This window comes from Streptomyces sp. CLV115 (assembly GCF_038448545.1).
GTDB classification, from domain to species: domain Bacteria; phylum Actinomycetota; class Actinomycetes; order Streptomycetales; family Streptomycetaceae; genus Streptomyces; species Streptomyces sanglieri.
On record NZ_JBCEWQ010000153.1, the window covers coordinates 1 to 20,553 of the forward strand.

The 20,553-nt window shown below is 71.9% G+C and carries 25 protein-coding genes; 8 read left to right on the top strand and 17 right to left on the bottom strand.

The genetic code is table 11. From position 1 onward, the window contains the following. Positions 1–57: 57 nt before the first annotated feature. From AADR41_RS34215 to AADR41_RS34225, 3 genes are all read right to left on the bottom strand, one after another. Entirely contained in the window at positions 58–1,323 is a 1,266-nt protein-coding gene (locus AADR41_RS34215) for a GNAT family N-acetyltransferase (protein WP_342285737.1), read from the bottom strand. A 104-nt stretch (positions 1,324–1,427) separates the two neighbouring features. Then, positions 1,428–2,411 carry an asparaginase gene (locus AADR41_RS34220; protein ID WP_342285739.1) on the bottom strand — a complete coding sequence of 328 codons (984 nt, stop codon included), beginning with the start codon at positions 2,409–2,411 and terminating at the stop codon, positions 1,428–1,430. A gap of 46 nt (positions 2,412–2,457) precedes the next feature. Beyond that, the gene (locus AADR41_RS34225; RefSeq protein ID WP_342285741.1) at positions 2,458–3,072 is read right to left on the bottom strand and encodes an RsiG family protein; all 615 of its coding nucleotides are present in this window, start codon (positions 3,070–3,072) and stop codon (positions 2,458–2,460) included. Between the two features lie 117 nt (positions 3,073–3,189). Here AADR41_RS34225 and dtd point away from each other — a divergent pair, with 117 nt between their 5' ends. Then, complete coding sequence (gene dtd / locus AADR41_RS34230) at positions 3,190–3,639, top strand: D-aminoacyl-tRNA deacylase (protein WP_266689535.1); 450 nt, start codon at positions 3,190–3,192, stop codon at positions 3,637–3,639. Positions 3,640–3,649: 10 nt separating this feature from the next. Here dtd and ygfZ read toward each other — a convergent pair whose 3' ends face one another. The 6 genes from ygfZ to AADR41_RS34260 all read right to left on the bottom strand — a co-directional run bounded on the left by ygfZ (position 3,650) and on the right by AADR41_RS34260 (position 8,758). Then, positions 3,650–4,615: a CAF17-like 4Fe-4S cluster assembly/insertion protein YgfZ gene (gene ygfZ, locus AADR41_RS34235; RefSeq protein ID WP_342285742.1), complete on the bottom strand. Its 966-nt coding sequence runs from the start codon at positions 4,613–4,615 to the stop codon at positions 3,650–3,652. Between the two features lie 50 nt (positions 4,616–4,665). Beyond that, positions 4,666–5,148 carry a Fur family transcriptional regulator gene (locus AADR41_RS34240; protein ID WP_342285744.1) on the bottom strand — a complete coding sequence of 161 codons (483 nt, stop codon included), beginning with the start codon at positions 5,146–5,148 and terminating at the stop codon, positions 4,666–4,668. Between the two features lie 95 nt (positions 5,149–5,243). Beyond that, positions 5,244–5,816 (bottom strand): FABP family protein, encoded by a 573-nt coding sequence (locus AADR41_RS34245; RefSeq protein ID WP_342285745.1) that lies wholly within the window; start codon positions 5,814–5,816, stop codon positions 5,244–5,246. Between the two features lie 253 nt (positions 5,817–6,069). After that, entirely contained in the window at positions 6,070–6,930 is an 861-nt protein-coding gene (locus AADR41_RS34250; RefSeq protein WP_342285746.1) for a hypothetical protein, read from the bottom strand. Next, positions 6,927–7,781: a hypothetical protein gene (locus tag AADR41_RS34255; RefSeq protein ID WP_342285748.1), complete on the bottom strand. Its 855-nt coding sequence runs from the start codon at positions 7,779–7,781 to the stop codon at positions 6,927–6,929. The genes AADR41_RS34250 and AADR41_RS34255 overlap by 4 nt, the downstream gene beginning before the upstream one ends. Continuing rightward, positions 7,778–8,758, bottom strand: a complete 981-nt coding sequence (locus tag AADR41_RS34260) for a hypothetical protein (RefSeq protein WP_342285751.1) — start codon at positions 8,756–8,758, stop codon at positions 7,778–7,780. The genes AADR41_RS34255 and AADR41_RS34260 overlap by 4 nt, the downstream gene beginning before the upstream one ends. A 106-nt stretch (positions 8,759–8,864) precedes the next feature. Between AADR41_RS34260 and AADR41_RS34265 the strand changes: the two genes are divergently transcribed. Further along, complete coding sequence (locus AADR41_RS34265) at positions 8,865–9,227, top strand: DsrE family protein (protein ID WP_124717294.1); 363 nt, start codon at positions 8,865–8,867, stop codon at positions 9,225–9,227. Between the two features lie 20 nt (positions 9,228–9,247). Here the strand turns inward: AADR41_RS34265 and AADR41_RS34270 are convergent, their stop codons facing one another. The 8 genes from AADR41_RS34270 to AADR41_RS34300 all read right to left on the bottom strand — a co-directional run bounded on the left by AADR41_RS34270 (position 9,248) and on the right by AADR41_RS34300 (position 14,930). Further along, positions 9,248–9,505, bottom strand: coding sequence for a DUF3099 domain-containing protein (locus tag AADR41_RS34270; protein WP_266730944.1), 258 nt, complete (start codon positions 9,503–9,505; stop codon positions 9,248–9,250). Positions 9,506–9,646: 141 nt separating this feature from the next. Continuing rightward, positions 9,647–9,934 carry a DUF1416 domain-containing protein gene (locus AADR41_RS34275; protein WP_018490348.1) on the bottom strand — a complete coding sequence of 96 codons (288 nt, stop codon included), beginning with the start codon at positions 9,932–9,934 and terminating at the stop codon, positions 9,647–9,649. A gap of 50 nt (positions 9,935–9,984) precedes the next feature. Then, positions 9,985–10,830 (bottom strand): sulfurtransferase, encoded by an 846-nt coding sequence (locus AADR41_RS34280; protein WP_259931442.1) that lies wholly within the window; start codon positions 10,828–10,830, stop codon positions 9,985–9,987. A gap of 160 nt (positions 10,831–10,990) precedes the next feature. After that, positions 10,991–11,098: a putative leader peptide gene (locus tag AADR41_RS43015; RefSeq protein WP_353782750.1), complete on the bottom strand. Its 108-nt coding sequence runs from the start codon at positions 11,096–11,098 to the stop codon at positions 10,991–10,993. A gap of 325 nt (positions 11,099–11,423) precedes the next feature. Next, on the bottom strand, positions 11,424–12,113 hold the full coding sequence (locus tag AADR41_RS34285; RefSeq protein ID WP_342285753.1) for an LmeA family phospholipid-binding protein: 690 nt from the start codon (positions 12,111–12,113) through the stop codon (positions 11,424–11,426). A 132-nt stretch (positions 12,114–12,245) separates the two neighbouring features. Further along, complete coding sequence (locus tag AADR41_RS34290) at positions 12,246–13,718, bottom strand: hypothetical protein (RefSeq protein ID WP_342285754.1); 1,473 nt, start codon at positions 13,716–13,718, stop codon at positions 12,246–12,248. Between the two features lie 10 nt (positions 13,719–13,728). Then, entirely contained in the window at positions 13,729–13,983 is a 255-nt protein-coding gene (locus AADR41_RS34295; protein ID WP_342285756.1) for a MoaD/ThiS family protein, read from the bottom strand. Positions 13,984–14,024: 41 nt separating this feature from the next. Further along, positions 14,025–14,930, bottom strand: coding sequence for an alpha/beta hydrolase family protein (locus AADR41_RS34300; protein ID WP_342285758.1), 906 nt, complete (start codon positions 14,928–14,930; stop codon positions 14,025–14,027). Positions 14,931–15,205: 275 nt separating this feature from the next. Here AADR41_RS34300 and AADR41_RS34305 point away from each other — a divergent pair, with 275 nt between their 5' ends. The 6 genes from AADR41_RS34305 to AADR41_RS34330 form a co-directional block, all read left to right on the top strand. After that, positions 15,206–16,009 carry a winged helix-turn-helix transcriptional regulator gene (locus AADR41_RS34305; RefSeq protein ID WP_342285760.1) on the top strand — a complete coding sequence of 268 codons (804 nt, stop codon included), beginning with the start codon at positions 15,206–15,208 and terminating at the stop codon, positions 16,007–16,009. Positions 16,010–16,033: 24 nt separating this feature from the next. Next, entirely contained in the window at positions 16,034–17,071 is a 1,038-nt protein-coding gene (locus AADR41_RS34310; protein ID WP_342285761.1) for a LacI family DNA-binding transcriptional regulator, read from the top strand. A gap of 399 nt (positions 17,072–17,470) precedes the next feature. Next, a complete protein-coding gene (locus tag AADR41_RS34315) occupies positions 17,471–18,616 on the top strand; it encodes a S1C family serine protease (protein ID WP_342285763.1) in 1,146 nt (381 codons plus the stop codon). Positions 18,617–18,646: 30 nt separating this feature from the next. Then, a complete protein-coding gene (locus tag AADR41_RS34320; protein WP_342285764.1) occupies positions 18,647–18,814 on the top strand; it encodes a hypothetical protein in 168 nt (55 codons plus the stop codon). A gap of 57 nt (positions 18,815–18,871) precedes the next feature. Continuing rightward, complete coding sequence (locus AADR41_RS34325) at positions 18,872–19,603, top strand: response regulator transcription factor (protein WP_342285765.1); 732 nt, start codon at positions 18,872–18,874, stop codon at positions 19,601–19,603. Then, positions 19,600–20,553, top strand: a 954-nt coding sequence (locus AADR41_RS34330; protein WP_342285767.1) for a HAMP domain-containing sensor histidine kinase, incomplete at its 3' end; no start/stop codon positions are given. The genes AADR41_RS34325 and AADR41_RS34330, both read left to right, overlap by 4 nt.

Consider the following 20,553-nt stretch of genomic DNA (forward strand, 5'->3'; position numbering starts at 1 on the left):
GTCCCGCCCTCGGTGCCCATCCTAGTTTCGTGGATCACTCACGCGGGCGGCTCCGGCTCAGAACACATCCGGGCACCAGGCCCGCCGCCCCGCCCGGAACATCCCCTCCGCCGTCACGACCGCGCCCGGCGTGAGCTCCTCGATCCGGCCCAGGGCGGCCAGCCGGAGCGGTGATTCGTCGCCCAGGTAGAGGGTGCCCAACTCCCTTACGTCCAGCGCGAGATCGGCGCCGGCCGTGGTGGGGGTGCAGCTCGCGCCGGCGGGGGTGGCCTCCAGGCGGTAGCGGCCGGCGGTCAGGCCCGTGGTGTCGTGGACGTCGAGGGTGAGCGTGCCGGGGACCGCGTAGCTGCGGGCCTCCAGGGCGGGTACGACGTCCAGGAGCCGCACCCACAGCCAGTCCGCCTGGGTGACGATGCGGGCCGCGCGCGGGTCCGGGAGCAGCAGCGGCAGCAGGTCGTCGGGGGCGCGGTGGCCGGAGCGGACCGTGGTGATCCAGTCGATCGAGCAGACGAAGTGCCAGAGCGCGCGCTCGGCGGCCGGGGTGACGGCGATCTGGCTGACCACGGTGGCCCGGTTCAGCGGCTGCTTGGAGTCGCCCCAGCGGCCGTCGGCGCGGTAGACGGTCAGGCCCTCCACCTCGCCGGCGGCGTTGCTGTAGACCGCGTAGAAGGGCTCCGTCCAGCTCTCGGAACCGGGCGCCCCGGGGCCCGGCCGGACCTCTCCGGTGTTCACGGCCCACCAGCGCGCGTCGCGGTCGATCACGCCGTGCTGCCGGGCGCGCAGCCGTTCGTGGAGGGCCGGGCCCAGTTTGCGTACGTCGGCGCCGCTCACCAGGTCGATCCGGCCGCCGTCCTGTTCCGAGGGGCCCGACCAGCGCGGGTCGAGGCCCGCCCTCGGCACGTCGATCTCCCACTCGGTGGTCCAGGTCGCCGGGCCGAAGCCGTACCGGCCGTAGATCGGGTACTCGGCGGCGATCAGCGTGGCGACCACCTCGCCGCGTTCCTTCGCCGCCGCCAGGTCCGTGGCCATCATCCGGTTGAGCAGTCCGCGGCGGCGGTGCGTGGGCGACACCGTGACGTTGGAGATCGCGTCGGCCGGCACCGCGGCGCCGCCGACGACCGTGAGTTCCTGGGCGAAGGAGCGGAACGTGGCCACGCACCGCCCGCCGTCGAACGCGCCCTGCGTACGGGAGAGGTCCGTGTACGGAAGGCGTCGTTCCGCCTCTTCCTCCGTGCCTGTCGTGGGGCGCAGGAAGCCGGTGTGCTTGGCGCGCAGCCAGTCGGGGAATTCGGCGGTGGTGACCGTGCGGATGTCGAGAGCCATACGCGCCACGCTATGCACACGGATCAGGGATGTCGCCCAGTTTTCCGCCACCTTCCGCGGCCCGCGCGGCCTTCCCCGCCCTTTGCCGCCGTGCGGCGGACGGGTCAGAAGGCCGCCCGGACCTCGCCGACCTCGCCGCCGCCGCCCAGCAGCGGGGCACGCCCGATCCTGGCGACCACCGGGGCGTCGATGCCGAGCAGCCGCAGCGCGCGGGCCAGCACCGGACCGAGCGCCCGCGTCGCACCGTCGTCGACCTTGAAGGCCAGCGCCCGGCCGTCCGCCAGCGCCACCGCCTGTACCGCCTCGGCGCCCATCTTGGAGAGCGAGCCGGGCACCTCCCGCATCAGCCACGTGTCGGGCCGGCGCGTCCCGGCCACGTACTCGGGGTGGGCCCGCATCGCGTCACCGACCCGGCGCTCCGCCGTCCCCGGCTCCGCCAGTACGAACGTACGGAAGGCCCGCGCCAGGCCCACCAGGCTGATCGCCATCAGCGGCGCCCCGCACCCGTCCGTGCCGACCGCCGTGACCGGCTCGCCGGCCGCCTCCTCGACGACCCGGTGGACCAGCTGCTGGAGCGGGTGCGCCGGGTCGAGGTAGGACGCCCGGTCCCAGCCGTTCGCCGCGCACGCCGCGAGCATCGCCGCGTGCTTGCCGGAGCAGTTCATGGTGATCCGCTCCCGGACGCGGCCCGCGGCGAGATAGGACTCCGCCTCGACCGGGTCCAGCGGCAGATCGGGCGGGGTCTGCAGATCGGCGGGCGTCAGTCCGTGCTCGGCGAGCATCGTGCGGACGAGTTCGAGGTGGAAGCCCTCGCCGGAGTGGCTCGCGGCGGCCAGGGCCAGCCGCTGCCCGGACAGGTCGAGCCCGGCCCGCAGCACGGCCGCGGCCTGCATCGGCTTGTTGGAGGAGCGTGGGAAGACCGGCGCCGCCGGATCGCCCAGGGACCGTTCCACGCTGCCGTCGGCGGCCAGCACGACCAGCGAGCCCCGGTGGTGGCCCTCCACGAAGCCGGACCGTACGACCTCGGCCAGGACGGGGAGAGCGGGGGGTATGACGGATGGTGCGGCGGGGGCGGCGCTGGAGGTCATGGTGGCCTTCCGGGGACGGGCGGAACCCGCCCCCGGAAGGATCGCTTCAGGCGAGCAGGTCGTCTACTTGTGCTTCACCGTCACGGTACCTGCGGGCGATCTCCGCACTGCAATCGTCAGTGGTGCGTTGCAGCTGGTGACGGCGGCGGGAGACCTGCTGTTCGTAGCGGACCAGACGCCCCATCGCGGTGTGCAGCTCTTCGTCCGTACGGGCGTCGAGGTCGGAGAGCTCGACCTCGGCGAGCGTCTCGGCGGCCAGCCGGCGGTACTCGTCGCTGCGGGGCGTGGTCAGTGTGACGTGCCGGGCGGAGGAGCGGTGCTGGGACGGGGTGTCGGCGAGGATCTCCGAGAGCCGGTCCACCACCGGTGTCTCCGGATCCAGCCGGCGGGCCAGCTCGGCCCGCAGGATGTCGATCCGGCCCTGGACGAGCCGCCGCACATAGCTGAGGTCGGCCTCGTCGCGCTGCGAATCGCGGCGCAGTGTGCGCAGCTCGGGCAGCCTCAGGGTGTCCAGTTCGGGCTGCGGGCCGGCGGACAGGCCGTCCTCCGGACCGTGACCGGTTCGCTGCACGGGTGGCCGCATGGTGCTGGTGCTGGTACTGGCGCCGGTTCGCGTGGCCGGTACGGCGCCGGGGGACTGCCCGGTTCCATAGGTACTCATGCTTGTGTCCATCCCCTCGACCGGTGCGTCGGCACACCGCCTCCCGAGCATGGTGCCACTTGGGTGGGTCCTATGTGGATGCTCTGTACCCGTTCAGCCCAAGATAGGTTGGTCTGTATGCGTGCAGTGATACAGCGGGTGGACGGCGCGAGCGTCACGGTGACCGACGGCGCGGACGGGGCGGGCGGGCCCGAGGTGGTCGGCGAAATCGTCGGCGAGGGGCTGTGCGTGCTGGTGGGAGTCACTCATGGGGACACCCCGGAGAAAGCGGCGCAGCTCGCCCGCAAGCTCTGGTCGCTCCGCGTCCTGGAGGGCGAGAAGTCCTGCTCCGACGTGAATGCACCTCTTCTGGTGATTTCGCAGTTCACTCTCTACGGGGACGCCCGGAAGGGCCGCAGGCCCACCTGGAACGCGGCGGCGCCCGGCGATGTCGCCGAACCGCTGGTCGACGAGGTGGTGAAGCAGCTGCGGGCGCTGGGCGCGCAGGTGGAGACGGGCCGGTTCGGAGCGGACATGCGGGTCTCGCTCACGAACCACGGCCCGTTCACCGTCGTCGTCGAGGTCTGAACCGCGGGCCCTACGGCTCGACGACCGTCTCCTGGGAGGCGGCCGTGTCCCCGGCGAGCAGCTCGGCGTCCACCGCCACATTCCGCTTCACCAGGGCCAGCGCGATCGGCCCCAGCTCGTGGTGGCGGGCGGACGTGGTGATGAAGCCCAGCTGGCGCCCCTCGGCACCGTCCGCGGCGAGCCGCACCGGGGTGCCGTGTCCGGGCAGCAGCACCTCGCTGCCGTCGAGGTGCAGGAAGACCAGCCGACGCGGCGGCTTGCCCAGGTTCTGCACCCGGGCCACGGTCTCCTGGCCCCGGTAGCATCCCTTCTGGAGGTGGACGGCGGTGCCGATCAGGCCCAGCTCGTGCGGGATGGTGCGGTGGTCGGTCTCGAAGCCGAGGCGCGGGCGGTGCGCCTCCACGCGCAGCGCCTCGTACGCCAGGATGCCTGCCACCGGGCCGTTCGCCGCCGCGTACTCCTCCAGGCCGGCGCGGGGCAGGAACAGGTCCCGGCCGTACGCCGTCTCCCGTACCGTCGCGCCGTCCGGGACCTCCGCGATGGAGCCGGCCGGCAGATACACGACGGCGAAGTCCTCGGTGCGGTCGGCGACTTCGACCCGGTAGAAGAACTTCATGGACTCCAGATAGGCGATCAGGTCGCCCTGGGTGCCGGGTTCGGCGTGCATCCACACGGTCTCGCCGTCGTCGACCAGGTAGAGCGCGTGCTCGATGTGCCCGTTGGCGGTGAGGATCAGGGCCTCGGTGGCCTGGCCCGGGGCGAGTTCGCTGACGTGCTGGGTGATCAGCAGGTGCAGCCAGGCCAGCCGGTCGCTGCCGGTGACCGTGACGACGGCGCGGTGCGAGAGGTCGACGAGACCGGAGCCGTCGGCGAGGGCGCGCTGCTCGCGGAACAGGTCGCCGTAGTGCGCGGCGACGCCTTCGTCGCGGCCTTCGGCGGGGACGGCGCCGGGCAGGGACAGCAGGGGGCTCTTCATGCGACCAGCGTACGACGCGGTGTGAACCGTACGACCGGAGAGGCCGGGCGTTACGGCCGGCCGGCGCCGTCCGCGCCCTCGGTGCCCGCCGCGTCCGCGGGGTTCTCGGCCGCCGCCTTCGCCGTGCACCCGGCACAGCGGCCGAAGATCGCGAAGTGCTTCATGTCCGTCTCGAACCCGAAGCTGTCCCGGAGCTTCGCGGTGAACTCCGCGACGACGGCGACATCGGCCTCGATGACGTCGGTGCAGTCGCGGCAGACCAGATGGATGTGGTGGTGACGGTCGGCCAGGTGGTACGTGGGTGCCCCGTGCCCCAGATGGGCGTGGCTGACGAGCCCGAGCTCCTCCAGGAGTTCGAGCGTCCGGTAGACGGTGGAGATGTTCACGCCGGACGCGGTCCTGCGCACCTCGCAGAGGATGTCGTCGGGTGTCGCGTGTTCCAGCGCGTCGACGGCTTCCAGGACGAGCTGGCGCTGCGGCGTCAGCCGATAGCCGCGCTGCCGGAGGTCGGTCTTCCAGTCGGTGCTCACCACACGCCCAGTGTAGGACCGGGTGGGCACCCGCCCGCAGCCGTTGCGCGAGACGGTCCGCGAGCCGGCGGGCCCGCGGACTGCCCGGAGAAGGCGGTCTACTTGAAGAAGGCGATGCCGTCGTCCGGGAGGTCACCGAGGCTCTTCGCCATCTCCTCGACCTCTTCCGGGGTGACGACCTTCTTCAGGTGCGCCGACATGTACGGGCGCAGCTCCACCTCGGGGGTGGCCTTCTCACCGACCCACATCAGGTCGCTCTTCACGTAGCCGTACAGGCGCTTGCCACCGGTGTACGGGCCGGAGGCCGCGGTCCGCGCCACCGCGTCGGTGACCAGATCGATCTGCGGCTTCTGATCGGCCAGCTCGCCGTACCAGATCTCGATGACGCCCTGGTCGCGGGCCATGACGACCTCGACCTTGCGGTCCTTGTCGATGCGCCAGTAGCCGGACTCGGACTCCAGCGGCCGGACCTTCTTGCCCTCGGAGTCGAGCACCCAGGTGTGCGAGACGTACTCCAGGAAGTCACGTCCGTCCTGGCTGAAGGTGACCTCCTGGCCGAAGTTGCACTGCTCGGCGCCGGGGAAGTCGGAGACGCCGGCGCCCGCCCAGTTGCCGAGGAGGAAGGCCAGCGGGACGAGGTCCGGGTGGAGGTCGGACGGAATCTCGATCATGAGCGGCTCAGACGATCTGTGAGGTGGGACAGGGGAGGTGTCAGCGCTGACCCTGGTACAGCTTCTTCACGGTCAGCCCGGCGAAGGCGAGAACGCCGACGCAGACCAGGACCAGCAGGGCGGAGAAGAATGCCTCAAGCACGGGAACTCCTTGCAACGAGCGTTATGGCAGCAGTACGGGGCCGGCCCCAGCCTAATGGGTTGGGACCGGCCCCGCCGGTCCGGGGTTTGCCGGGGGCCGCCGGGGGACGGGTCAGCCCAGCAGCTGGTTCTGCAGGATCACCGTCTGGTGGAACGGAACGCTCGGGGTGCCGTCCCTGCCCTTGCGGGACTGGACGACGAGGGCGAACGTGTCACCGGCGACCAGGTAGCCCTGGCGCACCTGCGCCTCGCCGTACGGCTTCGCCTCCTCGTACACGTAGGACGAGGTGCCCGCCACCTTGCCGCCGCCGCTCCAGCCCTCGTCGAGAACGGTCTCGGGCGCCCCGGCGAGCGGCACCTCGGATCCGCTCCCGGAGATCGAGTCCATGAAGGACTGGGCGAAGGCCGTCGAATTGAACCGGACGAGATAGATCCGGGTCGATGTGCCGTCCGGCATGGTCCAGCCGCGGGCGGCGACGTGCCGCGGGGCCGAGTCCTTCAGCGTCTGCGCGAGGTCGGACCGCCCGCCCTTCGCGTACTCGGAGAGGTACCGCGCGGTGCTCACCCAGCCGCCGTCGAGCTTCTTGTCCACGACCGCTCCGGCCGGGGCGGGCAGCAGCAGACGCCGCAGGTCCGCGTGGTGGATCTCGGCGACGTTGCCGTCGCTGTACGGCCGGGGCGAGCCCGCCGGGAGCGCGGGCAGGCCGAGCCGGGGGTAGTCCCAGCGGCCGTCGCTCTCGGTGGCCAGACCGGGCACGTCGGTGCGCTCCATCGAGGTGATCCCGAAGGCCGTACCGGTGCCGAGCCCGCCGAGGACCAGGGCGGCGGCGGTCCACCGGGCGACGGCCCGCAGCACCCGCCGCGGCGGCTTCGGCGCCTGCGGCGGTACGGGGGTGGCCTCGGCGGGCGCCTCGGGGGCGGGCACGGTCGCGGTCGCGGTCGCGTCGGGTGTCTCTGCCGTCTGCTCGGTCATACGTACTCCCCCGGTGACGCGATGTGGTCGAGCTGGTCCTTCAGGAGTTCGGCGACGGCCTTGCGGTCGAACGGCTTGGTGCCGGAGGCCGAGAGGCTGATGCTCAGCTCGCCGTCGTACGCCAGACAGTTCATCGACCCGATGGCGTCCTTGCTGCCCTTGCGCAGGACGTAGCACCTGGCGTTCCGCTGGTGCCCCTCGATCTTCGGCTCCGTGCGGAAGATGCCGATGGCCTCGAAGAGGCCCGTCCTGAAGGTGTGCAGGTTCCGGACGGCCTTCTTGTCCTTCATCCGCACGATCTGGGTGCTGATCGTCAGGTTGTTGGCGTCCCCGGTGTAGGAGCGGGCTGCGATGCCCTCGATACGGAGTTTGTCGATCCGCTTCTCGTAGGCCCGGCGCTCCCTGCCCGCGAGGCCGTGGGCGTTCTGCTTCATGGCGGCGGTCGCCTTCTTGCCGCTCTGCTCGCCGTCGTTGCCCAGCTCCCCGTTGTCGGGGCCGAGCCGGTAGCCGGCCGGGACCGGCAGCAGCAGCTTGCTGAGCGCGGTGGAGGCCCGGCCCCGGGCCACGTCACCGGCCGGGTCCTTGCCCGGCTTGTGCGCGGGCTCCTCCCAGAGGCGGGTCCTGGCGCTGCGGTCGGCGCCGTCCACCGTGTTCCCGGTGCGCACGGCCGCACCCGCGACCGCGGCGACCACCAGCACCACGGGAAGCGCCATGAGGATCATCCGGCGCGGACGGCCCGGGGCAGCGGTCCCGGCGCCGGCGGTCGCTGCGTCGGCGGCGGTCCCGGCGTCGGCGGTCGCGGCGTCGGCGGTCGCGTCCGGAGCGGTCGTCTGCGTGGTCACGTCGTTCACAGGCGCTCCAGCTGTCTCTCGGCCAACGTGCGGATGTCCTTCTTGCTGATCGGTGCCGTGTCGTAGAGGTGGATGTCGGCCGCGATGTCGCCCCGGTACACGGTGGCCCTGGCGTGGTAGGACGGCAGGTAGCCCGGCTTCCGGTCGACCTTGTAGAGGTAGTAGCGGCCGTTGCCGCTGCCCTTGATCGCATCACCGCTGTTGCCCGCGCCGCCGAGCCTGGAATCGGGCATGTACGCGAGCTGGCCCTCGGCGAAGTCCTGGGCCCCCTGGACGGTTCCCGAGCCGAACTGCACGAGGTAGACCTCGGCGGTGCGGTACTGCCCGCGCTTCCAGGCGGCGGCCGCGATCCGGCGCACGTCGTACTCCAGGAAGTACTCGTACATGGAGCCCTCCTCCTTGTACGAGGAGCGGGCGTACATGTCCGGGGTCACATAGCCGCCGCCGAGGCCCGGCACGGAGTCGTCGTCGTCGCTCCAGCCCGCGGGCCGGTCGACGATCAGCTTGCGCAGGTCGCCGTCCGTCCCGACCCGGCGGTCCTGGGACGCGGACAGCGGGTCGGGGCCCTCGCCCGGGGGCAGCGCCTTCGCCGGGTAGGCCAGATCGGGCTGCGACAGGGCGGGCAGCGGTGTCGGGGCACGTCCGGCCTGTACGTCGTAGCCCACGGCGGTGCCGCCCGCGATGCCGAGCACCGCGGCAGCGGCGATGAGCAGCGCGGTACGCCCGCGCGGGCGCTTCGCGACGGGCACGGCGGCCATCGGCACGGCGGCCATCGGCACGGCGGCCATCGGCGTCGCGGCCGTTGCGGCGGGTGGTGGCGGCGTGACGGCCGGTGCGGCGTCGGCCTCGGCCACGGTCACGGGCTCGGCCACGGGGTCGGCCTCGGCCGGGCGCTCGGCCTCGGCCAGGTGCTCGACCTCGGCCAGGTGCTCGACCTCGGGTGCCGGCCCGTCAGAAATGGTGTCTTTCGGTTCCAATTGGGGTCCCCCCACGAGACCAGAAGCGCTGATTCCGTTATCCGCGCACCTACCCGACTGCCACCTGCAGGAGGAGGTTGCCCCCTCGACGATTACAGTTCGGCATATGCCGAAGAAGCTCGTGATCAAGGTGACCGCAGGTGCCGACTCCGCCGAGCGCTGCTCGCAGGCGTTCACGGTGGCCGCGGTCGCCGTCGCCAGCGGGGTCGAGGTCTCGCTCTGGCTGACCGGGGAGTCCTCGTGGTTCGCACTGCCGGGACGCGCCGCCGAATTCGAACTGCCGCACGCCGCGCCGCTGCCGGATCTGATCGAATCGATCCAGGCGGGCGGCCGGATCACCCTGTGCACGCAGTGCGCGGCCCGTCGTGACATCACCGAGCAGGACGTCCTGGAGGGCGTACGGATCGCCGGTGCCCAGGTCTTCGTCAGCGAGATCATGGCCGACGGCGTCCAGGCCCTCGTCTACTGACGCGAGAGCGTCGAGCAGCCCTACCGCCGCTTCTTGCCGTCGAGTTCGTCCCACCACTCGTCGGACTTCGGGTCGCCGGACGGATCGTCCCACCAGCGGTCGTCCGGCCCCCGCCGGTTGGCCACCATGGCCGCGATGGGCGGGATCACCATCGCGACGAGGCACATCGCTATCGCGGCGGGCATCGACCACAGCCTGACAAAGGCCCAGGCCGATACGAACAGGACGATGCAACCGCCCATCATCAGGAAATAGCCACGCCGGCGTCGGGCGTACATACCTCCAGCGTAGGCCCGCCCCGGCCCATGACGTGGGCCCTGTTTCCGCCCGTACGAAAGGCTCGAAGGGCCGTACCCCGTTCAGGAAGGCGTCCAACCCCCTGGGGTACGGCCCTTCGGCCGATCTGTGTGCGCGACGCGCTAGACCGCGATCGCCACCTCGGAGAGGCCGCCGGTCTGCGCCACGACCGTGCGGTCGGCGCTGCCGCCGGGTACGAGGGCGCGCAGCGTCCAGGTGCCCTCGGCCGCGTAGAAGCGGAACTGCCCGGTCGCCGAGGTCGGGACCTCGGCGGTGAACTCGCCGGTCGAGTCCAGCAGGCGGACGTAGCCGGTGACGGGCTCGCCGTCGCGGGTCACGCTGCCCTGGATGGTGGTCTCACCGGGCTTGATGGTCGAAGCGTCGGGGCCGCCGGCCTTTGCTCCACACATGGTGTTCTGTCCTTCTGGTCGGGGGTCGTGCCGGTCCGGGTCGTGCGGGGTTACTTGTTGGCGCCGAGCTCGATCGGCACGCCCACGAGGGAGCCGTACTCGGTCCACGAACCGTCGTAGTTCTTGACGTTCTCCTGGCCGAGCAGCTCGTGCAGCACGAACCAGGTGAGCGCGGAGCGCTCGCCGATGCGGCAGTAGGCGATGGTGTCCTTCGCCAGGTCGACCTGCTCGGCCTCGTAGAGGGCCTTGAGCTCGTCGTCCGACTTGAAGGTGCCGTCGTCGTTGGCGTTCTTCGACCACGGGATGTTGCGGGCGCTCGGCACGTGGCCGGGGCGCTGGGACTGCTCCTGCGGGAGGTGCGCCGGGGCGAGCAGCTTGCCGCTGAACTCGTCGGGCGAACGCACGTCGACCAGGTTCTGGTTGCCGATCGCCTTCACGACGTCGTCGCGGTAGGCGCGGATCGACTCGTCCTGCGGCTGGGCCTTGTACTCGGTGGCCGGGCGGGACGGGATCTGGTCGCCGTCGACCAGGTCGCGGGAGTCGAGCTCCCACTTCTTGCGGCCGCCGTCGAGCAGGCGGACGTCCTGGTGACCGTAGAGCTTGAAGTACCAGAACGCGTAGGACGCGAACCAGTTGTTGTTGCCGCCGTACAGGACGACCGTGGTGTCGTTGCCGATGCCCTTCTCGGACAGCAGCTTCTCGAACCCGGCCTGGTCGATGAAGTCACGGCGGACCGGGTCCTGGAGGTCCTTGGTCCAGTCGATCCGGATCGCGTTCTTGATGTGGTTCTTCTCGTACGCCGAGGTGTCCTCGTCGACCTCGACGAGAGCGACCTTCGGGTCGTCGATGTGGGCCTCGACCCAGTCGGCGTCTACCAGGACGTCACTGCGGCTCATTCTGTTCTCCTCCGGGGCAGTCTGCGGCGAGATGATGCGAGACGGTGCGTGATGCGGATGTACGTCGGCGCGGCCTGCGGCGCACGTACAGCGGCGATCGGGATGGGCCCTGACTTCGGTCGAAGGGCCGGGGGGAACGCGGGGCGCCGAAGGCTCCCGCTCAGACAGTGCGACAGAGCATGGCGGCGACGCGGCACAGGTCCACTGCCCGCCGCTTCGTGAGATCCGCCCGTCCCCGCTGTGGGAGACCGCCCATAGAGCACTGCATGGGACCGATCGTAGGGAGGTGCGGGCGGCCATGTCACCGCCGTGTCGCATCCTGAGACGCGATCGTCCGCAATACGGGACGCGAGTGGGGGCGAATCGCCCCTCGCGCCACTCCCGCATCGCGGGCGGGCACCAGCCATCTACGGACCGGACACAGCCGTCTCAATATGTGGCGCGATGTTGCGCGGCGCCGCGTGACGCTGCGTACGTGGGCGTGCGGGGCGTGCGAGTGCGTGCGGGGGGCCTGGACCGAGCGCAGGAGGTCACAGGAGGTCGCAGGAGGTCATGGGCCCCGACGCGTCAGGGGCCGGGGCGTGCGGGGTGCCTCAGCCGGCGAGCTGTACGTCCGTGCCGGTGACGGAGATCTCCAGGCCGTCCTTGGTGGGCTGGATCTTCTGGAGCTTGAGACCACTGGGCAGGCCGCCGACCTCGCGGTCGAAGTCGGTCTTCTTGCGCACCAGCCCCTCCAGCCCGGGTATGCCCTTGCCGGGCACCTGGTCCGCGCGCACTCGCAGGGTGTGGCCGTCGACCAGGGTGACGGTGGACAGGACGCTGCGCGAGATCGGGTTGCCGAGGACGTCGACGGTGCCGGTCACCTTCACCTTGTTGTTGCCGCCGTACTCGACGGCGACGCCCTCGCTGGCGGCCTCGGTGAGGTCCTTGTACGAGATGACGGCGGTGCCCGTGGCGCGGGCGGCGGTGGCGCTGGAGTAGCCCTCGGACAGCTTCACGTCGTGCAGCGCCGCGTTCATCGTGCTGATCCGGAGCCGGTGGCCGTTGGCGTCGGTCTCGATGCCGGTGATCTCCACGTCGACCTCGTCGAGCTGATTCCCGGCGACCTGCGTCAGGAACGGGAATCCCTTGATGGAGATGTCCGTCGAGCCGATCGTGGCACCGGTGACCTTGACCCGCCCCGCGGCCTCCGACTCGGCGAAGTACACCGCCGCCCGGTCGACGGCGACGAAGATCCCGCCCAGAACCACCACGACGACCAGCAGTATCCGCAGTGCACGCATGCCCGCTCTTTCCCCCACCCTGCAATCCGGCCCGGCCCCTGGCGCCCCGCACGTCCACCGAATGTGCACGACGCCCCGAGTGATCGACGAGCGGGCACCCCTCTTCGGTTCCCGGGGCGCCCGCGCCGGGAACTACGAGATCGCGCGGCCGATCAGATACACGGCGGGCGCCGCGGCAGTGAGCGGCAGCGCCACACCGGCGGTCATGTGGACGAAGCGCGACGGGTAGTCGTAGCTCGCCACCCGCAGCCCGATCAGTGCGCAGCCGCCCGCCGCGAGGCCGAGCAGCGCGCCCTTGGTGCCCAGGTCGGTGAGCGTCCCGGCCACGGCGCCGCCGCCCGTCGCGGCGAGCAGCGCCACCACGACCGATGCCGGTCCGGGCAGCGGCAGCGCGCGGACCAGCACGGCGACCGCGACGGCCACCCCGCCCACGGTCACCGCGTCCGGGACCGCCGCGAGGTGCCCGGCGGCCAGGACCGCGAGCGCGGCCGAGGCGACGGTGGCCATCAGCCCCTGCATCCGCTCGTCGGCGCTCGCGCGGCTGCGCAGTTGGAGGACCACGGTGAGCAGCACCCAGACGCCGAGGGTGCCGAGGATGGCGGCCGGGCCGTTCTCCCGGCCCGCGGCGAGCAGCGCGATGTCGGCGACCAGGCCGCCCGCGAACGCGAGCGCGATGCCCTGCCGGGCCGGCCACATGCCGTTGAGCCGGAACCAGCCGGCCGCGGTCACGGCCTGGAGCAGCACCAGCGGCACGACCAGGGCGTACGACCCGATCGCGGCACCGAGGGCGAGCAGCAGCCCGAGCCCGGCGGTGATCGCGGCGGGCTGCATGCCCGGCGCGATGATCGGCGAGCGGCCCTCGGCGCGGGCCCGCTGGGCGTCGGTGATGCGGCTGTTGCCCAGGGTGGTGGGGGCGCTGTAGCCGTCCGCGTCGTGCCCGGGGGCGGAGGCGGCAGCGGCAGCGGGTTCGGCCGCCGGGGCCTCGGGCGGCAGCGGGTACCCGCCCGTGGCACCCTGCGGCGGCAGGTAGGCGGTCTCGGCGGCGGCCGGAACGGGCTGCTGCGCGGGCTGCTCGGGCTGCGCGGGCTGGGCGGAGTGGAGGACCGGCTGGTACTGGGTGTCCCAGGTCTGGCCTTCCCACGTCTGCGCGACGCCGGGGTCCTGCGGACCGTGCGCCACGGGCGCGGCGGGATCCTGCGGATACCCGGCCGGCCACGCCTGCCCGGGGCCCGCCTGGGGTGCCTGGGGCGCCTGGTTCGGGTCGTACTGGCCCTGCGCCTGCTGACCGTAGGGCTGCTGACCGTACGGCTGCGCGCCATAGGACTGGTGGCCGTACGACTGACCGCCGTACGACTGACCACCGTGGGACTGCTGACCACCGTGGGACTGCTGACCGCCATAGGACTGCTGGTCGCCGTAGGACTGCTGGTCGCCGTAGGACTGCGCCCCGTACGACTGATCGCCGTACGACTGCTGCGGCTGCGGCTGTGCCGATTGCTGCGGCTGCGGCTGTTGCGGCTGCCGGCCGTTCGACGGGTCGGGTCCGGGGACGTACCCGTAGCCCGGGTCCTGTCCGTACGGATGCTGCTGATCGTTGCTGCTCATGTTCTGCGGTTCACCCTCCTGCGAACGGCGGGAGCACCTCGACCGTGCCGCCCTCGGCAAGGCGTACGGTCTCATGGCCGCGGGTGCCCACGGGGTCACCGTCGATGAGGAACGAGCACCTTTGCAGCACTCGGGTGAGCTCTCCGGGGTGCCGTTCACGCACCGCGTCGAGCGCCTCGGCGAGGGTCGCAGCCGTGTACGGCTCCTCCGCGGTCCCGGCCGCGGCCTTGGCGGCGGCCCAGTAGCGGATGATTCCCGCAGGCATGGCGCCACTCCTCTCGTCTCTCGTCAGCTGTCCATGATGGGTCACGGTGTCACCGCCCAGTCGGCGATGCGGGTGAGCAAGGTCTCGTCCGCGGCGTTCTCCGCGTGACCCATGCCGCGCTCCAGCCACAGCTCGGCGCCGTCGCCCGCCGCGTCGGCCAGCGACCGCGGGTGGTCCAGCGGAAAGTACGGATCCCGGTCGCCGTGCACGATCAGCAGCGGCGTCGGGCCGAACAGCCCGGCCGCCTCGACCGGCGCGAGCGGCACCGGGTTCCATTCGTCGCGGTCGATCCGGGTGTGCAGGCCGTAGCGGCCGACCAGCCGGCCCAGGGGCCGGGTGACCACCCAGTGCAGCCGGCGCATCGGAGCCGTGCCCCGGTAGTACCAGCGGGCGGGGGCGCTCACGGCCACCACCGCATCCGCGTGCTCCTCCGCACGCGCCCCGGCGCGCCCCTCGCGCTCCGTAAGCTCCAGATCGTCACCGGCGCCCGTGTCGCCCGCCGACCGGGCCGCGTAGAGCGCCCCGTGCCGCAGCACCACGGAGCCGCCCATCGAGAACCCGACGGTCACCACCCTGCGGTGTCCGAGCGACCGCGCCCACGCCACCGCCGCCGCCAGATCCAGCACCTCGCGGTCGCCCACCGTCGACCGCCCGCCGGACCCGCCGTGGCCCCGGAAGGAGAAGGTGACCACGGCCGCACGCCCGGCGAACACCCCGGCGGCACGCCGCACCGCGGGCCGGTCCACCGAACCGGTGAAACCGTGCGCGAGCACGATCGCAGTACCGTCGAAGGATGACTCCGCAACGGCCCCGGCACCTGCCGTGCACGGCTCGTACACCGCCTCGATCCGCACCCCGTCACCGGTACGCAATGTGGTGCGCAGGGGACCGGGCGTGAGCAAGGGAACAGCGGAACCCCGAAAGCGCCCCTCGGACACAGAACTCATGTGGGCTATTGTGCTGGGAAGAGGATCCGGGCAGAGCAGCCCCCGGGTCCTTTTGTGCTTTCCAGGCGTTGTTACGGCGACGTTTCCACAAGCTCAGCGGTCCCGGGGCGCGGGACCGCACCGTGGGACCAGCACGAATACGTACGAAGAATTGCCGCATACTCCCCCGGGCCCGGCCCGGGAGTGCCCCTCTCGCAGGGAACGAGGAGGACCGACGTAATGGGCGAGCGAACCGTGCACGATCATCGACCGACGACCCAGGCAGGTGGGCGGCGATGAGTTCACTGCTGCTCCTGACGAATGCCCTTCAACCGTCGACGGAGGTGCTCCCCGCCCTCGGACTCCTGCTCCACAGCGTGCGGGTGGCACCCGCCGAAGGCCCCGCTCTCGTCGACACCCCCGGTGCCGACGTCATCCTGATCGACGGCCGCCGCGACCTTCCGCAGGTGCGGTCGCTCTGCCAGCTGCTGCGGTCCACCGGACCGGGCTGTCCGCTGATCCTCGTCGTGACCGAGGGCGGTCTCGCGGCCGTCACCGCGGACTGGGGCATCGACGACGTGCTGCTGGACACGGCGGGACCGGCGGAGGTGGAGGCCCGGCTGCGGCTGGCCACCGGACGGCAGCAGATCTCCTGCGACGACTCCCCGATGGAGATCCGAAACGGCGACCTCTCGGTCGACGAGGCCACGTACAGCGCGAAGTTGAAGGGACGGGTCCTGGACCTGACCTTCAAGGAATTCGAACTGCTCAAGTACCTTGCGCAGCACCCGGGCCGGGTCTTCACCCGCGCCCAGCTGCTCCAGGAGGTCTGGGGCTACGACTACTTCGGCGGTACACGCACAGTCGACGTCCATGTGCGGCGGCTGCGCGCCAAGCTCGGCCCCGAGCACGAGTCGCTGATCGGCACCGTCCGCAATGTCGGCTACCGGTTCGTGACGCCCGAGAAGGTGGAGCGCACGGCCGAGGAGGCCAAGGAGCGGGCCGCGGTGAAGGCGGCCGCCGGACCCGTAGCCCGTTCGGAGCAGCCACGGGCCGACGGGGCGAAGGAAGAAGCCCCGGTCCGACCTGCCGGACGGTAGGTATATCCGCGTAGACTGCCGCGCGTGGCCAAGGTGACGCGGGACGATGTGGCGAGACTGGCGGGGACGTCGACCGCGGTCGTCAGCTACGTCATCAACAACGGACCGAGGCCGGTCGCCCCGGCCACGCGCGAGCGGGTGCTCGCCGCGATCAAGGAGCTGGGCTACCGGCCCGACCGGGTTGCCCAGGCGATGGCGTCGCGGCGGACCGATCTCATAGGGATGATCGTGCCGGACGCCCGGCAGCCGTTCTTCGCGGAGATGGCGCACGCGGTCGAACAGGCCGCCGCCGAACGCGGAAAAATGGTGCTCGTCGGCAACTCCGACTACCGCGACGAGCGCGAGGTCCACTATCTGCGGGCCTTCCTCGGCATGCGGGTCTCCGGCCTGATCCTGGTCAGCCAGGGCCCCAGCGAGCGGGCGGCCGCCGAGATAGAGGCGTGGGACGCGCGGGTCGTGCTGCTGCACGAGCGGCCGGAGGCGATCGAGGACGTCGCGGTCGTCACCGACGACGTCGGCGGCGCCCAGCTCGCCACCCGGCACCTGCTGGAGCACGGCAACGAGTACGTGGCGTGCTTCGGCGGCGTGGAGTCCACCCCGGCGGTCGGTGACCCGGTCGCCGACCACGTCGAGGGCTGGCGCCGGGCGATGCACGAGTCGGGCCGCTCGACGGAGGGCCGGCTCTTCCAGGCCCCGTACAACCGTTACGACGCGTATCAGGTGGCGCTGAAGCTGCTCGCCGGTCCGGACCGGCCGCCGGCCATCTTCTGCTCGACGGACGACCAGGCCATCGGTGTGCTGCGGGCCGCGCGCGAGCTGCGCATCGATGTGCCCGGGGAGCTCGCGGTGGCGGGCTTCGACGACGTGAAGGAAGCCGGGCTGACCGATCCGCCGCTGACGACGGTCTTCTCGGACCGCCCGGCGATGGCACGGGCCGCGGTGGACCTGGTGCTCGACGACTCGTTGCGGGTGTCGGGATCGCGGCGGGAACGGCTGAAACAGTTCCCGTCGGCGCTGGTGGTGCGGCGCTCGTGCGGCTGCGGGGAGCCGGCGGTCAGGTAGCGCGGCCGGTCGGGGAGCCGACGGCCGGGTGGAAGCCGGTCGGGTAACGGCCGTCTTGGCGGCCGGTCGGGGAGCCGACGGCCGGGCAACGACCGGTCGGGAAACGCGGCCGGTCGAGGTGCCGACGGCCGGGTGGAAGCCGATCGGATAACGGCCGTCTTGGCGGCCGGTCGGGTAACGGCCGTCGGTTGGCGGCCGGTCGGGGAGCCGACGCCCGGGGAGCCGACGGCCGGGCAACGGCCGGTCGGGAAGCGCGGCCGGCCGGGGTGCCGACGGCCGGGTGGTGGACCGGTGTCCCTGTCCTGCCGGGCCGGTCCTTATATCGGGCATACGAGCTTCTGCCGGGCTTCTCAGCGGGGGCTCAGGCTTCTCTCATCTTCGCCGGACACGCTCGTATGCATGACAGAGAGCCAGCGCCCGAGCGGCGAGTACCCGATGTACCCCTCGTACGGCAACGGCGACGCGGCCTACCCGCCGCCGCCGTCATACCGGCCCGCGGAACCGATCGCGACCGGCCCCGGAACCACCGTGTGGCCCGGCGGGAACGCCGCCGACGGGCACGGCGGCGACGCGGGCAACGGCGGCAACGGCGGCAACGGACCGGCCTTCCCGCCGCCCGCACCGCCCGAGCCGGCCGCGCCCCGGCACCGGGCCAGGAGGCCGGTCGCCCTGCTGGCGGCCGTGGCGATCGCCGCGGCAATCGTCGGCGGCGGCACCGCCACCGTCATCGAGCAGCTCACCGGAGGCGGAACGAACAGCGCGGCCTCCGACGTCGTCCCCGGCACCACCGTCTCGCAGAGCGACAAGGGCACCGTCTCCGGTGTCGCCAAGGCCGTCTCGCCGATGATCGTCGAGATCAACGCGACCTCGACCGCGGGCGAGTCCACCGGCTCCGGCGTGATCATCACCTCCGACGGCGAGATCGTCACCAACAACCACGTCATCTCCGGTGCCTCGTCGGTCAAGGTGACGCTCAGCACCGGCAAGACGTACACCGCCGATGTCGTCGGCACCGACCCCGACAAGGACCTCGCGCTGATCAAGCTCCGGGGCGCGAGCGGGCTGAAGACGGCCACCCTGGGCGACTCCTCGGCCGTCGCGGTCGGCGACCAGGTCGTGGCGATCGGCTCGCCCGAGGGCCTCACCGGCACCGTCACCAGCGGCATCGTCTCCGCCCTCGACCGCGATGTCACCGTCGCCAAGGAGGACGGCAGCGGCCAGGGCCGGGGCGGGCAGGGCGGACAGAGCGGCGGCGAGCAGTGGCCGTTCGAGTTCGGCGGGCGGCAGTTCAACGGCGACACCGGCGAGTCCACCACCACGTACAAGGCCATCCAGACCGACGCCTCGCTCAACCCCGGCAACTCCGGCGGTGCGCTGATCAACATGAACGGCGAGATCATCGGCATCAACTCCGCGATGTACTCGGCGAGTTCGTCCGGCGGATCCAGCAGTTCGAGCGCCGGCAGTGTGGGTCTCGGCTTCGCCATCCCGGTCAACACACTCAAGGCCGACCTCGACACCCTGCGGGCCGGCAACAGCTCCTGAGACTCCTGAACCTCCCGAGGAGACCGACACATGCACCACCCCGCCCACACCCCCACCGGCCCGGCCGACCTGGCCCTGCCCCTCGCGCTCGTGAGCGAACAGGCCACTCACGGTACGGACCGCGCCCCGGAGGTCCGTACCACCACCGCCCGCAAGCGCCGGGCCGCACGACGACGTGCCATGGCCGTGCGAGGCTGAGAGCACGACGTCCCGGAACGCCCGGGACCGCACGGCACGAGAAGAGGACGACGAGCGATGAGCCCCGCCGAAGACGATCCGCAGCGCATCCTGATCGTCGACGACGAGCCCGCCGTGCGCGAGGCCCTGCAGCGCAGCCTCGCGTTCGAGGGCTACGGCACCGAGGTGGCCGTCGACGGCCTCGACGCCCTCGCCAAGGCGGATTCGTACGACCCCGACCTCATCGTGCTCGACATCCAGATGCCCCGGATGGACGGCCTGACCGCCGCCCGCCGGCTCCGCTCCGCGGGCACCACCATCCCGATCCTGATGCTCACCGCCCGCGACACCGTCGGCGACCGGGTCACCGGTCTCGACGCGGGCGCCGACGACTACCTGGTCAAGCCGTTCGAGCTGGACGAGCTGTTCGCCCGCATCCGGGCCCTGCTGCGCCGCAGCTCGTACGCGGCCTCGGCGGGCGGCGCGGTCCCCGCCGACGACGAGCTGGCCTTCGCGGACCTGCGGATGAACCTCGCCACCCGCGAGGTCACCCGGGGCAACCGCCGGGTCGAGCTGACCCGCACCGAGTTCACCCTGCTGGAGATGTTCCTGGCCCACCCGCGCCAGGTGCTGACCCGCGAGCAGATCCTCAAGGCGGTGTGGGGCTTCGACTTCGAACCGAGTTCCAACTCCCTGGACGTGTACGTGATGTACCTGCGCCGCAAGACCGAGGCGGGCGGCGAGCCACGCCTCGTGCACACGGTGCGGGGTGTCGGCTACGCGCTCCGCTCCGGCGGCGGTGACGGATGACCGGCACCCTGCGCCGGCTCCGCGCCCTGCCGCTGCGGTCCCGGCTGGCGCTGCTGGTGGCGACGGCGGTGGCGGTCGCCGTGGCGGCGGTCGCGGCGGCCTGCTGGTTCGCGACGAAGGCGCAGCTGGAGAGCCAGCTGGATTCCTCGCTGCGCAACGTCACGGTCAGCAACGATTACATGCAGAAGCTGTTCATCGCCTGCACCCACCCCGACCGGGCGACCGTCCCGCCGATCGGCGGGACGTACACCGTGCAGCTCGTCACCGTGTCCGGGAGCACCTGCACCTCCGCCGAGGCCTCACCGATCGACGTGACGGCCGCCGACATCGCCGTGGCCGCCGGTGTGCGGGACGACGTCCTGCACACGGCCAGCACGAAGAGCGGCGAGCGGATGCGCGTCTACACCTACGCGTACGAGACCCGCAACCCGGCGCCCGGCCTGGCCCCGGGCAGCTTCGCGGTCTCCATCGCCCGCCCGATGAGCGAGATCACCGACCCGCTCTCCACCCTCGCCTGGATGCTGCTGGCCGTCTCCGGCATCGGCGTCATCGGCGCGGGCGCGGCCGGCCTCTGGGTCGCCCGCACCGGGCTGCGCCCCGTCGACGAGCTCACCGAGACCGTCGAGCACGTCGCCCGTACCGAGGACCTCACCGTCCGGATCCCGGTCGAGGGCGAGGACGAGATCGCCCGGCTGTCCCGCTCCTTCAACTCGATGACCGCGTCCCTGGCCAGCTCCCGAGACCGCCAGGCCCAGCTGATCGCCGACGCCGGCCACGAGCTGCGGACCCCGCTGACGTCCCTGCGTACCAACGTCGAGCTCCTCGCCCGCAGCGAGGACACCGGCCGCCCCATCCCGCCCGACGACCGCAAGGCCCTGATGAAGTCGGTCAAGGCCCAGATGACCGAGCTGGCCTCGCTCATCGGCGACCTCCAGGAACTGGCCCGCCCC